Origin of the sequence: Hymenobacter sp. 5516J-16, from assembly GCF_022919335.1 — a bacterium.
GTDB classification, from domain to species: Bacteria; Bacteroidota; Bacteroidia; order Cytophagales; family Hymenobacteraceae; genus Hymenobacter; species Hymenobacter sublimis.
Genome location: NZ_CP095058.1, coordinates 438,049 through 451,797, shown reverse-complemented (window position 1 = coordinate 451,797; position 13,749 = coordinate 438,049). Strand labels below are relative to the sequence as shown.

Here is a 13,749-nt window from a genome sequence, read left to right as displayed (position 1 = left end):
TTCTGCCTGTCTTCTACCCCCGTAAATAACTCCCAGCGCTCGGCCGCTTGCCCTTCACCGTATTCCCTTCACTATGCCCGCTCCCGAAGTTGCTACTGTGCATTCCCTGGCTGAAAACTGGGTTATTGAAGCCGTACAGTGGCTGAAGCTGGGGGTAGAAACCGTGGGGCCTTTATTATTGCGCTGGGTATTATCGTAGCTGGTGGCCTGTTTTTGAAGGCCCTGCTGACGCGTCAAACAGCCGATTTTACGGCCATTCGCCTGACCTTAGCCCGCTACCTAGCCCTGGCCTTGGAGTTTCAATTGGGCGCTGATATTCTTTCCACCGCTATTGCCCCCAGCTGGGAGCAGATCGGCAAGCTGGGGGCCATTGCTGTCATTCGGACTACGCTCAACTTCTTCCTTTCCAAGGAAATGAAGGACGAGCATCGGAGTGCCGCCGAACATCACATCACCAAAAGGGCCACTGAATAGTGGGTGGTTGCCTTACTGGCGAGCCAAGTAGGCCCGGGCGCGCTTCACATCCTCCGGCGTGTCAATGCCGATGGTTTCCAGAGTCGTTTCGGCCGTCAGGATGCGGTAGCCGTTTTCCAGCCAGCGTAACTGTTCCAGGCTTTCGGCCAGCTCCAGGGCAGAGGGAGGTAAGCGGGTGATTTCGGCTAGCACATCGGGGCGGTAGGCGTACAGGCCAATGTGGCGCAGGTAGCGGTGGTGCCGGAGCCAATCGGCCGGGGCGTGCTGGCGTTGGTAGGGCAGGGGGTGGCGGCTGAAATAGAGGGCGTGCCCGGCCGCGTCAAGCACTACTTTGGGCAGGTGAGGACTGAAAAGCTCCTCCTCACTCACCACCGGCTTGACTAGGGTAGCCAGTTGGGGCGGCTCGGGTCGGGCAAACAGCTTCACCAACGCATCAATTTGCGCGGGGTGAATAAAGGGCTCGTCGCCCTGGATGTTAATGATGCAGTCGGCGGTAGTGCCTAGCTGTTGGTAAGCATCCCAGATCCGGTCGGTGCCGCTGGGGTGCTCGGCGGACGTCGGGACGGCCTCGCCCCCAAACTCGCGCACATGCTTTAGAATCCGCTCGTCGTCGGTGGCTACCACTACCCGGCGCAGGCCAGCCTGCCGGGCCTGCGCCACCACCCGCTGAATCATGGATTGGCCGCCCAGGTCTACAAGAGGCTTGCCGGGTAGGCGGGTGGAGGCGTAGCGGGCGGGAATAATACCAATGGCGTGCATATAGGAGCAGGATGATAAGCGAGCCACAAAAAACGGCAAAAACCGCCACGGTTTCCTACCCCGCCTTAAAGCAAGAACATTAGCGTACACTTTTTATCGAACTGACCCGGAAATAGGGGCAACTTCTGGTGCCGAGAAGACGCGGGGCTCAGGATATTGGCGTCCCGAAATCAACCAATAAAAAACCCCTGCTGTCATATTGTAGCGGATGCTTCGGCTTGAATCCGTAACTTTCGGCAAACTTTATGCAAGAGGGTCATTCTTCGCCTTGAGGGGCCTGCTACTTGCTTTTTGCCACCCCGTTGTATGTTCCGATTTTCGTTGCTGACCACTGCGCTTGCCCTGACTGGTTTTACGGCTGCGGCCGCCCCCCGGCCGGTAGCGCCGCCCGATTCCATTGGGGTTGAGTACCGCAACAACATGATGCTAATTAAGCACCGGGTAGGGCCCGGCGAAACCCTTTACGGGCTGGCTCGGCGCTATAAAGTACCCGTGGAGCAGATTGTGGAGGCTAACTCGGGTCAGAAAGGCGCCCTGGTTACGGGACAAATTGTGCTGGTGCCCCGCAACCGGGTAGTGCTAAACCAACCCGCTACACCCCGCGCTACGGCCGCTACCACCTCGGCCCCGGCCCGCACGCTGCCTACCGACAGCCGTGGCAACCGCATTTACCGAGTTGAGCCGGGCGTCACGCTGTTTGCCATTGCCCGCCGCTTCCAGACTACCCCCGCCGAACTTTCCCGGCTGAATGGCTTTCCCGCCAACTACAACGTGCGCGTGGGAGAAACTGTGATTGTGGCCGCTGGTACGGGTAGCGCACCAAGCGCTGCCCGCCCGGCCGCAGCCCCAGTGGCAGCCGCTCCAACCCGCCCGGCGCCCACGGCCCGGCCGGAGCGCGACGACACTGCGGAGCGCGAGGCCCGGGAAACCCGGGAGCGGGAAGCGCGCGAACGGGCGGCTCGGGAACGGGCCCGCGACTCCGCCACGGCTCCTGCCGTGACGCCGGCCAGCCCGGCCACGGAAGCTCCCGACACCGACCGGGGCCCCTCCCGCGCCAGCGAGATTGTGCGGCGCGTATCGGAAAGCGGCCTGGCCACTGCCATCCAGACGGATGCTTCGGACAAGTACCTGGCCCTGCACAAAACGGCCCCGGTAGGCACCATCATGCAGGTGCGCAACATCATGAACGGGCAGTCGGTGTACGTGCGCGTAATTGGCCCCCTGCCCGACACGGGCGAGAATACCAACATTCTGGTGCGCCTGTCTAAGAAAGCGGTGCAGCGCTTGGCTACCCCTGACCAGCGCTTCCGGGTAGAAACCAGCTACGTACCGTAGCAGTGAGATGGTGAATTTGTGCAATGGTGAGTTTTTATGTTCGACTGGCCTGGAGGCGCCGCTTGGGCAGGTAGGACGGCCTGAACGGAAAACTCACCAACTCACTTATTTCACCATCTCACCTGTATGAACCACGCTCAGGTTCGGGCCTTGCTCGACGAAAAATACCGGCATTACGACCGGCCAGCCTTCATCCTGGCCGATCCAATCAGCATTCCGCACCGCTTCAGCCAGTTGCAGGATATTGAAATTAGCGGGTTGTTTGCGGCCTTGCTGGCCTGGGGCCGCCGCCCCACTATTATCAGCAAGTGCACGGAACTGCTGCGCCGCATGGACGATGCGCCCTACCAGTTCATTACCCAGCACCACGACGAGGACCTGAAAAAGCTGCTGGGCTTTTGCCACCGCACGTTTTGTGACACTGACCTGCTGTATTTCGTGCACTGGTTGCGCTGGTTTTATGCCCGCCACGAGACCCTGGAAGATGCCTTTCTGGTGGGTAGCACCCAAAAGGAGCGCCTCGAAAACTTCCATACCCTATTCTTTAGCCTAGAAGATGCGCCCCAACGCACCCGCAAGCACGTGGCTACCCCGGCCCGGGGCTCAGCCTGCAAGCGCGTGAACATGTACCTGCGCTGGATGGTCCGCCCCGATTCGCGCGGCGTCGACTTCGGCCTCTGGCGCCGCCTACCCGCCGCCGACCTCATCTGCCCCTGCGACGTGCACGTGGAGCGCGTGGCCCGCCGCCTGGGTCTGCTGGAGCGCAAGCAAGTCGATTGGCTGGCGGCCGAGGAGCTGACAGCCCACCTGCGCACCTTCGACCCCTGGACCCCGTGAAGTACGATTTTGCCTTGTTCGGGCTAGGGTGGAAGGGGAGATGTAGGAATTCTGACCGGCCACTGCCAACGGGTGGTAAGCGGCGCATTTATTAGCATTTGTGAATCTTTCCGGCCTCAGCGAGTGTTTATCTTCGCATTCTCATCTGAATCTCCAAGTACCTACCCGATTTGATTCTTCCTCAGAACTTTGAGCAGAAAATAGGTTTCACGCAGTTGCGTGAAATGTTGGATACGTTGTGTCTGAGCTCGTTGGGCCGGCATTTCGTGGCCAAAATGTCCTTTCAAACCAATGCCGAGCAGCTCCAGAAGCTGCTGCTGCAAACCGACGAGTTTCGCCAGCTCCTGAACAGCGGGGCCGACTTTCCCAGCCAGCACTACCACGACGTACATCAGCACTTGGTGCGCGCCAATCTGCCCGGTTCTTACCTGGACGTAGCGGCTTTTTTCGCCGTGAAAATGAGCTTGCGCACCATCCGGGAGGCGCTGACCTTCTTTACCCGGGCCGAAGAAAACTTGTACCCTACGCTCCGCCTGCTGGGCATTGGCGTGCAGGTTGACCGCAACCTAATAGCCAACCTCGACAAGGTAGTGGACGATGAGGGTCAGGTTCGTGAGGATGCCTCGCCGCTGCTGCGCCAGATTCGGCAGGAGCTAATTAACCGCCAGGGCCAGCTGCGCAAGCAGATTGCTGGCATCCTGCGTCACGCCCGCAACGAGGGCTGGGTGCCCGAAGGGGCCGAGCCTACCATCCGGGGTGGCCGGCTGGTGCTGCCGGTGATTGTGGAGCACAAGCGCCGGGTGAAAGGCCTGATTCATGACGAGTCGGCAACGGGCCAAACGGTGTTCATTGAGCCGGAAGCCGTCTTCGAGCTCAACAACGATATCAAGGACCTAGAAAATGCCTACCAGCGGGAGTTGGTGCGCATCCTAACCCAGCTCACGGCCCAACTGCGTCCCCACATTCCGGACCTGCGCAAGGCCTACCAGTACCTGGGGCTGCTCGACTTTATTCGGGCCAAAGCCCAGCTGGCTCGCCGCTTGGAAGCCACGCTGCCCGCCCTGAACCCGCGGCCCCTGATCCGGTGGCACCGGGTGCGGCACCCGCTGCTGTTCCTCACCTTCCAAGGCCACGCTAAAGATGACCCGCGCGAGGTGGTTCCTCTGGATATTGAGCTGACCCCGGAGCAACGCATTTTGCTGATTTCGGGGCCCAACGCCGGGGGTAAATCGGTGAGCATGAAGACGGTAGGACTAGTGCAGTACATGCTGCAGTGCGGCCTGTTGATTCCGGCCGGCGAAGAATCGGAGGCCGGCGTATTCGATGATATTTTCCTGGACATCGGCGACGAGCAGAGCCTGGAAAACGACCTGAGTACGTATTCCTCCCACCTGCTGAGCATGAAGCAGTTCGTGACCCTAGCCAACAAGCGCAGCCTGGTGCTGATTGACGAGTTTGGCACCGGCACGGAGCCCAGCTTGGGCGGGGCCATTGCCGAAGCCGTGCTGGAGCAGCTCAATCGGGCCCGGGCGTTTGGCGTCATCACGACGCACTACACCAACCTGAAGAACTACGCCGAGCGCACGCCCGGCATCATCAACGGGGCCATGCGCTACGACCCCGACCAGCTGCAGCCCCTTTACCGCCTCGAAACCGGCAAGCCCGGCTCCAGCTTCGCCATCGAAATTGCCCGCAAAATTGGCTTGCCCAAGCAGATTGTGGAGCGGGCTACCCAGCTCGTGGGCAAAGATAAAATTCGCTACGACCGACTGCTGGAAGGCCTGGAAAAGGAGAAAACCGAGCTGGAGCAGCGTACCGCCGAAGCCGCCAAGGCCGAGCGGCGCCTGAAAAAAGCCGCCCAGGAGTACCAGGACCTCAAAAAATACCTCGACGATACGACCTTGGACGTGCTGCGCGAGGCCAAGGCCAAGGCCAAAATGCTGCTGCGCGACACCAACCAGCAGATTGAGGCCACCATTCAGGAAATCCGGCTGGGTCAGGCCGAGAAGGAGCGCACCAAGGAGGCCCGCGGCAAGCTCGATACCTTCGTGCGGGAAAAGCTGCAGATTGAGCCGCCCAAGCCCAAAGCCACCCGCGAAATGGCCGACGCTACTACCCTCAAACCCGGCGACAAGGTAGCGCTGCTGGGCCAGGAAGGGCACGGCGAAATCATGGCGGTGAAGGGCAAAACGGCAGAGGTTTCCTTCGGGGTATGAAAACCATCGTCAAGGTGAATCAGCTGGAAAAGCTCACCCGTTCCGAAATTCGGGAGCGGGAGAAGGAGTCGGCCCGCCGGGCGCCGGCCCAGCACGCTACCCTGGATATTACGGGCCGCATGTCGGGCTTCAACACCACACTGGACTTGCGCGGGGAGCGGGCCGAGGACGCCCTCAACCGCATTATGGCCTACGTGGACGACGCCGTGATGCTGGGCGTGCCGGAAATCAAAATCCTGCATGGCCGGGGCAACGGCATTCTGCGCCAGATTGCCCGCGACTACCTGCACAAGGTGCGCGAAGTGGCCAGCGTAGCCGACGAGCACGCCGACCGAGGCGGCGACGGCGTGACCATTGCCGTGCTGAAATAGCCAGCCGCACTTTCAACGTACCTTTACATTCCTAATGCACCTGAAGAGCCCGTTGCGTTCCGCGCAACGGGCTCTTTATTCCAGTAACATCTCAACGATCCGCTATGCACCCCCGTAACCCTCATGCTGCCCGCTACGACTTCGCCCAACTGACGAGCACCAGCCCCGAGCTGGCCGCCTTCGTCATCCCGAATCCTACCGGCGACGACAGCATCGACTTTGCCAATCCGGCCGCCGTAAAGGCCCTGAACCGGGCGCTGCTGAAGCAATTTTACGGGGTAGCGCACTGGGACGTACCCGCCGGCTACCTGTGCCCACCCATTCCGGGCCGCGCCGACTACATCCACAACGTGGCCGATCTGCTGGCCGCCGACCACGGCGGCGTAGTACCGCGGGACAAGTCAGTACACGTGCTGGACGTGGGGGTAGGGGCTAATTGCGTGTATCCCATCATCGGCACGCAGGCCTACGGGTGGCGCTTCGTGGGCTCGGAAGTAGACGGTGTGGCGCTCAAAGCTGCTCGCAGCATGGTGGCAGCCAACCCGAGCCTCGCCGGGCGCATCGACTTACGCCTGCAAACCCACGCCGACTACATTTTTGAGGGCATTGTGAAGCCGCGGGAAGAGTTCGACGTGGTCATCTGCAACCCGCCGTTTCATACTTCGGCCGCCGATGCGGCGGCCGGCAGCCGCAAAAAGGGCCGTAATCTGGGCTATGCCAAAACCAAGTCGGCGGAGCCCCTGCTCAACTTTGGAGGCCAAAACACGGAGCTGTGGTGCGAAGGCGGCGAAGAAGGCTTCCTGAAGCGCATGATTACGCAAAGTGTGCCGCTGGCCGCCCGAGTGCTCTGGTTTTCGTCGCTTATTTCCAAAAAGGAAACCCTGCGTAGCGCCCACTACCTGCTGGGCCAGGCCGGCGCCACAGAAGTGAAAGTGCTCGACATGGCTCAGGGCCAGAAGGTTAGCCGGGTGGTTGCTTGGACGTTCCAGGACGAAGCCCAGCGCCACGCCTGGGCCGAGCGGCGCTGGAAGTAAAGGCAAAGAAGAACCCTGAACAGACCATAAAGTAGGGTCACTTGGTTGGGCTAGCCTTCAGTGCGCGTCTTAGTATCAGAATAGTTGATCTAGTACAACTAACCCACCTGTCCTTCCGACGCAGGAGGAATCTGGACCAAGCCGTTGGATGGTGGACCTAGATTCCTCGTTTAGGCTCGGAATGACAATCTACATAACCTCAGAAACCGAAAGTTGGCGCAACCAAGGAAGCGTTCCTACGGTCATTCTTACATCAGTTAGGTGTTTTACTATTACGCAGCAAAAAAGGCCGTTTCCACTCGGAAACGGCCTTTTCTGTACACTAGGATAGGCTGCTTACTCCACTACTACCCGGCTAACCTGCGTCGATTCGGCCGTTTCGATTTGTACCAGGTACAGGCCAGCGCGTAGGGCCGAGGCGTCTACGCTTACCTCCTGGCCGTTCAGGGGCTTAATCTGGTCGAGCACTACGCGGCCGGTGGCGTCGCGCAGCACCACGCGGGCGGTGCGGGCGGCGCTGGCTTGCACGCGCAGCTGGAACTTGCCGCTGGTGGGGTTGGGGTACACCTGCACGGCGCTTTGCTGCACGGTTTTCTTGTTGCTCAGCACCAAGCTGCACACCTGTACGCCGCGGTTCTGCTCGGCAATGCGGGCAGCAAACTCCTGGTAGTACTGGTTTACGATGCGGGCATCGTGCACGATGAGCGTGTTTTCGTCATTCTCCGTATCGGCAGAAAGCGACCAGTTGTGGGAGCCCACGAACACCAGCGGGTCCGACTGCGAGGCGCCGGCATCCACGATGGCGTATTTGTGGTGCATGATGCCGCTGGTGTTTTTCACGAGGGCCCGCTCGCCCAGCGCGGTGCGGATGGTGCGCAGAATGGCGCCGGTGCCGGTGTTGCTGGTATCATTCACCAGCACCTCGGAACAGCCCACGATGTTGCGGGCCCGTACCTGGTCCACGATGGCGCGGCCCAGCTCGGTGCGGGTAATCAACATGGTAGCAATGTGCAGGTCGTTGTCGGCCGACTGAATGGCCTGAATCAGGCGGCCATTCACTTGGTCCGTGGGCGAGAACCACGACTCTACCTGCTTGCCCCGATCATGAGGTAGTGGGGCGTGTTGTCGGTTTTGGCCGAGCCGAAACGGGCCGTAGCCAGAGTGCCGCTACCCCACATTTCATTGAACTCCAGGGTGTAGGTGCGGGCCAGGGCCTGGTCCTGGATGGCAATGGCATTGTTACGGTCCGTGGAAAGCTGGGCTGGCGTCCAGTTTGTGGAGCCCGACCATACCCACGGCACATTCACGTTGGCATCCTCGGCGTCAATCACCACAAACTTGTTGTGCATGATGTTCTGCTGGGTCTGGCGGCCGAGGCGTGGTATGTTGGTGTTTAGGCCGGGAATGCTGGCGTTGGTGTTATCATTTTCGAAGATGACGCGCACGGCTACACTTCGAGCGTGGGCCGCATTTACGGCCGCCAGAATAACTGGGCTGTTCCAGTTGTAAATAGCAATGTCCAGGGTTTTGGTGGCCCGATTGATGTAGCGAGCCAGCGTGTCGGCAATAGCGCCGTTGGCCAGGTACGTAGCCGCGTTGCTGGGCAGGGCCAGAGCCGTGTTTACCGTGCCAGTGAAGTAGGAACGCATTTTACCGCTGGAAAGCGAGGCCGTTACCATAGGCACGGCCCTGGACTCCGAGGTGCCAATGCTGTTCGTAACCGAGGCTTTCACGTAATAAATAATGCCCGGCTGCAAACCCGTCAGGGCGATGCTGTGCTGCTTGGCGGCCGTGGTAGGGCCGGTTACCGCAGTGAAGGGACCGGCCGGGGAAGTACCGTACTCCAGCTTGGCCGTACCCGTGTTTTCGGTGGTGAAATTCACCGTGAAGCCCGTGGTGCTAATGGCCGTAGGCACCGGCGAGCTGAGCAGGTTGGGAGTGCCACCCAACACGAAATCCTGGTAGCGGCGGGGAAGCAGCTGGTAACCGCCCGTACCGCTGTTGGAAAACTGGCTCATAATTCCCAGCACGTCGAACTGACCGCTGGGGCGGCTTTCCCTACAATGTCGTTGCCGGTATTGCCCGCGGCGGCCGTGCGCACAGTAGCCCCGGTAGTGCCGTTGAGCAGGTAGTTGGTGTTGCCCCCGAAAGTGCCCACTGCGGCGCCGGCGCTGGTGGTAATGGAGGTGTTCTTGTTGATGCGTACCACCCGCGACTCGTACTGCTCGGCAAAAACCGACGTCAGGGCGGAAGCCTCTACGGTGGCTGCGGGCCGGATAACCCGGTTCTGGGCCAGCACGGCCACGCTGGCTACGGGGTCAATTTCCAGCAGGCCATTAAAGTTTTTCAACGTCCCGCTGATTTCGATACTGTCGCCGGGTACCAGGGCCGAAAAGCCGGCCGCACTAGTAGAATAGGCGGCCAGACCACCGGTGCCATCCTGCAAGTAGCGGATGACGCCCAGCTCCGTACCGTTGGTAACAACGCCCCGCACCGTTACAACAGCGCCAACCCCGGCGGCGCGGGCATCGGCCACCGATTGTACCGTTTGGGCCGCTACAGGCTGCAATGCGGCCCCGCTACCTAGCAGAGCCAACAGAGTAAATTTTTTCATCAAATGAATGGAATGGGAATGAGGTGGTAAGCGAAAAGTGCGACAAATATCCTCATCTTCCCCAAAGAATAAGCCCCCAGATTAGAAGATTTCCAGAGTAGAAAGGCCAGGGGATATTATAGGTAAATACCTGATTTACAAGTTTATCAAACTGACCACGGTTTAGCTTGCTAACAAAGGGCTCCGGCCGAAATGCTTGCCGTGGCTGCTTCCCGTTTGGGGGCACCACGCGGCAAGCGTTTCGGCCGGAGCAGAAGGGGTAGGTAGTAGCGGAAGCTAGGCTAGGGCCGGGCGGTCAGGCGCTTTTTCGTGTCCGTTATCATTGGTACGGCAGCGGAGCGCGACGTACCCGCGGCATTGGTAGCCGACACCCGGACGTAGTACACCGTGCCTGGCTCCAGATTGGTGAGTTCGACGCTGTGGGCGGTAGTGGCGGCGGGCAAGTTAACCGTAGTGCCCAGGGCCGTGGTTTTGCCGTACTCAACGATGGTGGTGCCGGGGTTGATGGTCTGGAAAGTAACCGTGAAGCCGTTGCGGTGGATGGCCGTGGGTACGGGCTCGCCCTGAATGACAGGCAAGCCACCAGCTACCGAGAAATCGGCGTACAGGCGCGGTAGCAACTGGTAGCCACCAGTGCCGCTCGGAGAAAACTGGCTTAGAGTTCCAATCAGGTCAAACGGCCCAGTTGGTGGCGTTTTGTCGACCAGGCCGGCGGGGCCGGTGGAGGCCACGTGCACCCGAATGGGCGTACTGCGCTGGCCGTTGATTAGGTAGTTCGTATTGCCCTTCAGGGCTTCGGCGGGGGTGTTAGCAGAAGTCGCCAGGCTGGTAACCCCGGTAATCCGGAGCAGGCGGCCCTCATAACCTTCCTCAAAGGCCTTGGCCACATCGGCGGCGGCTATTTCCGTGGCTACTACGCGCCGGTTGCTGGCCAGCTTCTGCACGCTCGTAACGGGGTCCATTTCCAGCAGGCCGTTGTAATTTTTGAGCGTGCCCGTTGCCAGCACACTGTCGCCGGGCACGAGGGCTTGCAGTTCGGCATTGGTAGTCGAGAATAGCGCCAGGCCGTGGGTGCGGTCCTGAATAAAGCGCAACTGCCCTAACTCCGGCCCGTTTTCTACCACGCCCCGCACCGTAACGGTGCTACCGGGGCCGGCCTGCCGAGCGGCGGCAATGGTGGGCTCCGGCGGGGTAGCCGGGGCGCTGCTGCGCACCTGACGGGCGGCACCTTGGCCGGCCCGCGACCGGGAGCCTTGCTGGGCCTGAGCAAGGAAGGTAAATGAAACAAAAAGGCAGGTGAGAAAACGTGTTTTCATTAAGCAAGCGGTGGTTGTAAGCCGCAAGAGGCAAGTAAACAGGCAAAAGTTAAGCAGAACCGTAGGCAAGCAAGAAGGGGTAAAACTACACGATTTCTTTCCCAAAATGAGCAGGAAAATTCCTGTTGCCGTAAAAAAGTCCTAAAACAACGAAGCCCGCCTGGTAGCAAAACAGGCGGGCTTCGTTGCTCCGTAGTGGAGTGCTCAGAGGATGTTCACCTCGGGGTGCAGCTCGATACCAAACTTTTCCCGCACCGACGCAATAATGTCGTGGGCTAGCTCGCGGATGTCGTGTCCTAGCGCGCCGCCGTGGTTTACCAGCACCAAGGCCTGTTTGTCGTGCACGCCGTGGGCACCGCGGCGCTGGCCCTTCCAGCCGCACTGCTCAATCAGCCAGGCGGCCGGCACTTTTACTCCGCCGGGCACGGGGTAGCCGGGCAACTCGGGGAAGAGGGCCTTCAGCTCATCATACTTAAGCTGAGATACTTCGGGATTTTTGAAAAAAGAGCCGGCATTGCCAATCTGGGTGGGGTCGGGGAGCTTGCTGCGCCGGATGTGCATGACGGCTTCGCTAACCTCGCGGGGGTAGGCTCGCCCCCAATGCCTAGGTCTTCGAGGGTGGTTTTGATGGCGCCGTAGCTGAGGTTGGGCCGGGCCTGCCGCTGCAGGCGCAAGACCACGCCCGTCACGATAAACTGGTTTTTCAGGGGGCCTTTGAACACACTTTCCCGGTAGCCGAAGCCGCACTCGGCGGCCGAAAACGTGCGCACCTGCCCGGTGCTGATTTCCAAGGCTTCGAGTTGCTCAAAAGTATCTTTCAGCTCGGAGCCGTAGGCCCCAATGTTCTGCAGCGGCGCCGCGCCTACCGTGCCCGGAATCAGGGAAAGATTCTCGATGCCGCTCAACTCCTGGTCCAGCGTGTACTGCACCAAACCGTGCCACGACTCGCCCGCGCCGGCCCGCACCAGGGCCGTTTCGGCATCTTGGCTGATGATGTCGAGGCCCCGGATTTCATTTTTCAGCACCACGCCATCGAAATCCTGGGTGAAGAGCAGGTTGGAGCCGCCGCCCAGCACCAGCTTGGTGGCCGCCTGCACCTCAGGGAGGGCCAGTAGTGCCCGCAGCTCTTCAACTGAAGTAAAGCGAGCAAACAACCGGGCTTTCACCTCCAGGCCGAAGGTGTTGTAGGGGCGCAGGGAAACGTGGTGTTCAAGGACGAGAGCCGAAGCCATAGAAGCAAAAGGAAATGATGCGCCGGTAAAGGTAGCCGTTTGGCTATTGCGCGACAGTGCCCGAGGCCTACAAAAGCAAAGCCCGCTACCCTGCCAAGGGTAACGGGCCGTAAGTTCGGTTGCTGGCCTACCTACCGCACGCGGTAGCCGCGCAGAGCGTAGAACAGTAAATACGCGTAACACAGGGCCGGAATAATAAAGGCCACGCGCAGCCCGCCGCCGTTGGTGGCTACCCAGCCCATAAGCAGCGGAATAATGGCCCCACCTACGATGGCCATAATAAGGTAGGAAGAACCCTGTTTGGTAAAGCCGCCTAACCCTTTAATAGCCAGCGGAAAAATGACCGGCCACATAATCGAGTTCATCAGGCCGCAGAGCACAATCAGCCACAGAGCCGTTTCTCCCGCGTTTAGGATGGAGGCCAGCACCAGCAGTACGCCAGCGGCACATACTACTACCAGTGCTTTACGGTCGTTGATGCGGGCTAGCAGCGGGATGCCCACTACCCGACCCACCAGCGAGCCAAACCAGTACGATGACACCAGCACCGCGCCTACCGCTTTGGTGAAGCCGGCCGTGGTATCAATGGGGGCCGGAGCCTGACCTACTAGCACCGCAATAAAGTTTACGGCTACGTTCAAGCCCCGAACGAGGGCCTGGGTAAAGCCGCTGAGCTGCGTAATGCCTTGAGCCTCACCGTAGCGGATCAGGAAGGAGCCCAGGCCTACCTCCACGCCCACGTATACGAAGATGGCAACAACTCCCAGGGCCAGGTGCGGAAACTGCAGGGCCGAAGTGCGGCCCGCCGTAGCCGGTACTACCTCCGCTTCCTCATCGGCGAAAGTTTCCAGTTCGGGCAGTTTCAGTAGGAAGAAGGTGCCGGCCAGAATAATCAAAAACACCGCTAGTCCAATGTAGGGGCCCTTTACGAGGGTAGATTCCTCGGCTAGGCGCTGGGCTACCGGTAGCGCTGCCAACCGTGCCTTCAGGGCCGCCGAGCCGCCGAACAGCAAAATACCACCCAGCAGCGGCGACAAGGTGCCTCCGAAGTTATTAGCTACCCCCACAATGCTTACCCGACTAGCCGCCCGGTTAGCCGGCCCCAGAATAGACACGTAGGGGTTGGCGGCCACTTGCAACAGCGTTACGCCCGCGCCCAACACGCTTAGCCCCAGTAAGAACACCCCAAACGTGCGCGAATTGGCCGCCGGAATAAACAGCAAGGCCCCCGCGGCCATCACCAGCAACCCCAGCACAATGCCGCGCTGGTAGCCCAGGCGCTTGAGCACGTAGCCCGCCGGCAGCGACATCAGAAAATAGGCCCCAAAAAAGGCAAACTGCACCAACGATGACTGCAAATCCGTGAGCTGGCACACGTCCTTGAGGTAGGGCATGAGCACGTCGTTGAAGTTGGTAACGGCCCCGAACAAGAAGAACAGGCTCGTCATGGCCGCCATGGGCAGGGCATAACTGCGCGTGGCGGTGCTGGTGGCGGTGGTAGGAGAGGAAGTAAGAGGAGCGGCCATGCAGGCAGGATGAGAGAAACAAGAGAGCCTTAAAG

At 60.2% G+C, this 13,749-nt stretch carries 14 protein-coding genes; 6 read left to right on the top strand and 8 right to left on the bottom strand.

The annotated features are described in order from the left end of the window. Positions 1-138 precede the first annotated feature (138 nt). Positions 139-474, top strand: a complete 336-nt coding sequence (locus MUN84_RS02235; RefSeq protein ID WP_244696466.1) for a DUF1622 domain-containing protein — start codon at positions 139-141, stop codon at positions 472-474. A gap of 12 nt (positions 475-486) precedes the next feature. On the opposite strand, the gene kdsB is transcribed toward MUN84_RS02235, so the two are convergent. Beyond that, entirely contained in the window at positions 487-1,233 is a 747-nt protein-coding gene (gene kdsB, locus MUN84_RS02230; RefSeq protein ID WP_244696465.1) for a 3-deoxy-manno-octulosonate cytidylyltransferase, read from the bottom strand. Between the two features lie 306 nt (positions 1,234-1,539). Here kdsB and MUN84_RS02225 point away from each other — a divergent pair, with 306 nt between their 5' ends. From MUN84_RS02225 to rlmF, 5 genes are all read left to right on the top strand, one after another. Beyond that, positions 1,540-2,568 carry a LysM peptidoglycan-binding domain-containing protein gene (locus MUN84_RS02225; protein ID WP_244696464.1) on the top strand — a complete coding sequence of 343 codons (1,029 nt, stop codon included), beginning with the start codon at positions 1,540-1,542 and terminating at the stop codon, positions 2,566-2,568. Positions 2,569-2,694: 126 nt separating this feature from the next. After that, the gene (locus MUN84_RS02220; protein WP_317239075.1) at positions 2,695-3,405 is read left to right on the top strand and encodes a TIGR02757 family protein; all 711 of its coding nucleotides are present in this window, start codon (positions 2,695-2,697) and stop codon (positions 3,403-3,405) included. A gap of 170 nt (positions 3,406-3,575) precedes the next feature. Continuing rightward, positions 3,576-5,621 (top strand): endonuclease MutS2, encoded by a 2,046-nt coding sequence (locus MUN84_RS02215; RefSeq protein ID WP_244696463.1) that lies wholly within the window; start codon positions 3,576-3,578, stop codon positions 5,619-5,621. Beyond that, positions 5,618-5,992 (top strand): Smr/MutS family protein, encoded by a 375-nt coding sequence (locus MUN84_RS02210; protein ID WP_244696462.1) that lies wholly within the window; start codon positions 5,618-5,620, stop codon positions 5,990-5,992. Before MUN84_RS02215 ends, MUN84_RS02210 begins: the two co-directional genes overlap by 4 nt. A gap of 104 nt (positions 5,993-6,096) precedes the next feature. Next, positions 6,097-7,026 (top strand): 23S rRNA (adenine(1618)-N(6))-methyltransferase RlmF, encoded by a 930-nt coding sequence (rlmF, locus tag MUN84_RS02205; RefSeq protein ID WP_244696461.1) that lies wholly within the window; start codon positions 6,097-6,099, stop codon positions 7,024-7,026. A gap of 336 nt (positions 7,027-7,362) precedes the next feature. Here the strand turns inward: rlmF and MUN84_RS02200 are convergent, their stop codons facing one another. The 7 genes from MUN84_RS02200 to MUN84_RS02175 all read right to left on the bottom strand — a co-directional run bounded on the left by MUN84_RS02200 (position 7,363) and on the right by MUN84_RS02175 (position 13,714). Next, on the bottom strand, positions 7,363-8,085 hold the full coding sequence (locus MUN84_RS02200; RefSeq protein WP_244696460.1) for a phospholipase D-like domain-containing protein: 723 nt from the start codon (positions 8,083-8,085) through the stop codon (positions 7,363-7,365). A 26-nt stretch (positions 8,086-8,111) separates the two neighbouring features. After that, positions 8,112-9,044: a phospholipase D-like domain-containing protein gene (locus tag MUN84_RS02195; RefSeq protein WP_244696459.1), complete on the bottom strand. Its 933-nt coding sequence runs from the start codon at positions 9,042-9,044 to the stop codon at positions 8,112-8,114. Next, positions 9,041-9,640 carry a hypothetical protein gene (locus MUN84_RS02190; protein ID WP_244696457.1) on the bottom strand — a complete coding sequence of 200 codons (600 nt, stop codon included), beginning with the start codon at positions 9,638-9,640 and terminating at the stop codon, positions 9,041-9,043. The genes MUN84_RS02195 and MUN84_RS02190 overlap by 4 nt, the downstream gene beginning before the upstream one ends. A gap of 281 nt (positions 9,641-9,921) precedes the next feature. Beyond that, the gene (locus MUN84_RS02185) at positions 9,922-10,956 is read right to left on the bottom strand and encodes a fibronectin type III domain-containing protein (protein WP_244696456.1); all 1,035 of its coding nucleotides are present in this window, start codon (positions 10,954-10,956) and stop codon (positions 9,922-9,924) included. 204 nt (positions 10,957-11,160) lie between these two features. Further along, positions 11,161-11,517, bottom strand: a complete 357-nt coding sequence (locus MUN84_RS23435) for a hypothetical protein (protein WP_317239074.1) — start codon at positions 11,515-11,517, stop codon at positions 11,161-11,163. Further along, positions 11,415-12,188 (bottom strand): FAD-binding protein, encoded by a 774-nt coding sequence (locus MUN84_RS02180; protein ID WP_317239073.1) that lies wholly within the window; start codon positions 12,186-12,188, stop codon positions 11,415-11,417. The genes MUN84_RS23435 and MUN84_RS02180 overlap by 103 nt, the downstream gene beginning before the upstream one ends. A gap of 131 nt (positions 12,189-12,319) precedes the next feature. Further along, on the bottom strand, positions 12,320-13,714 hold the full coding sequence (locus MUN84_RS02175; RefSeq protein ID WP_244696455.1) for a sugar MFS transporter: 1,395 nt from the start codon (positions 13,712-13,714) through the stop codon (positions 12,320-12,322). Positions 13,715-13,749 lie beyond the last annotated feature (35 nt).

Coding starts and splice junctions, on each gene's coding strand:
- MUN84_RS02220 (WP_317239075.1), top strand. CDS start 2,695: ATGAACCACGCTCAGGTTCGGGCCTTGCTCGACGAAAAATACCGGCAT.
- MUN84_RS02180 (WP_317239073.1), bottom strand. CDS start 12,188: ATGGCTTCGGCTCTCGTCCTTGAACACCACGTTTCCCTGCGCCCCTAC.
- MUN84_RS02225 (WP_244696464.1), top strand. CDS start 1,540: ATGTTCCGATTTTCGTTGCTGACCACTGCGCTTGCCCTGACTGGTTTT.
- rlmF (WP_244696461.1), top strand. CDS start 6,097: ATGCACCCCCGTAACCCTCATGCTGCCCGCTACGACTTCGCCCAACTG.
- MUN84_RS02175 (WP_244696455.1), bottom strand. CDS start 13,714: ATGGCCGCTCCTCTTACTTCCTCTCCTACCACCGCCACCAGCACCGCC.
- MUN84_RS02190 (WP_244696457.1), bottom strand. CDS start 9,640: ATGAAAAAATTTACTCTGTTGGCTCTGCTAGGTAGCGGGGCCGCATTG.
- MUN84_RS02185 (WP_244696456.1), bottom strand. CDS start 10,956: ATGAAAACACGTTTTCTCACCTGCCTTTTTGTTTCATTTACCTTCCTT.
- kdsB (WP_244696465.1), bottom strand. CDS start 1,233: ATGCACGCCATTGGTATTATTCCCGCCCGCTACGCCTCCACCCGCCTA.
- MUN84_RS23435 (WP_317239074.1), bottom strand. CDS start 11,517: ATGCACATCCGGCGCAGCAAGCTCCCCGACCCCACCCAGATTGGCAAT.
- MUN84_RS02210 (WP_244696462.1), top strand. CDS start 5,618: ATGAAAACCATCGTCAAGGTGAATCAGCTGGAAAAGCTCACCCGTTCC.
- MUN84_RS02195 (WP_244696459.1), bottom strand. CDS start 9,044: ATGAGCCAGTTTTCCAACAGCGGTACGGGCGGTTACCAGCTGCTTCCC.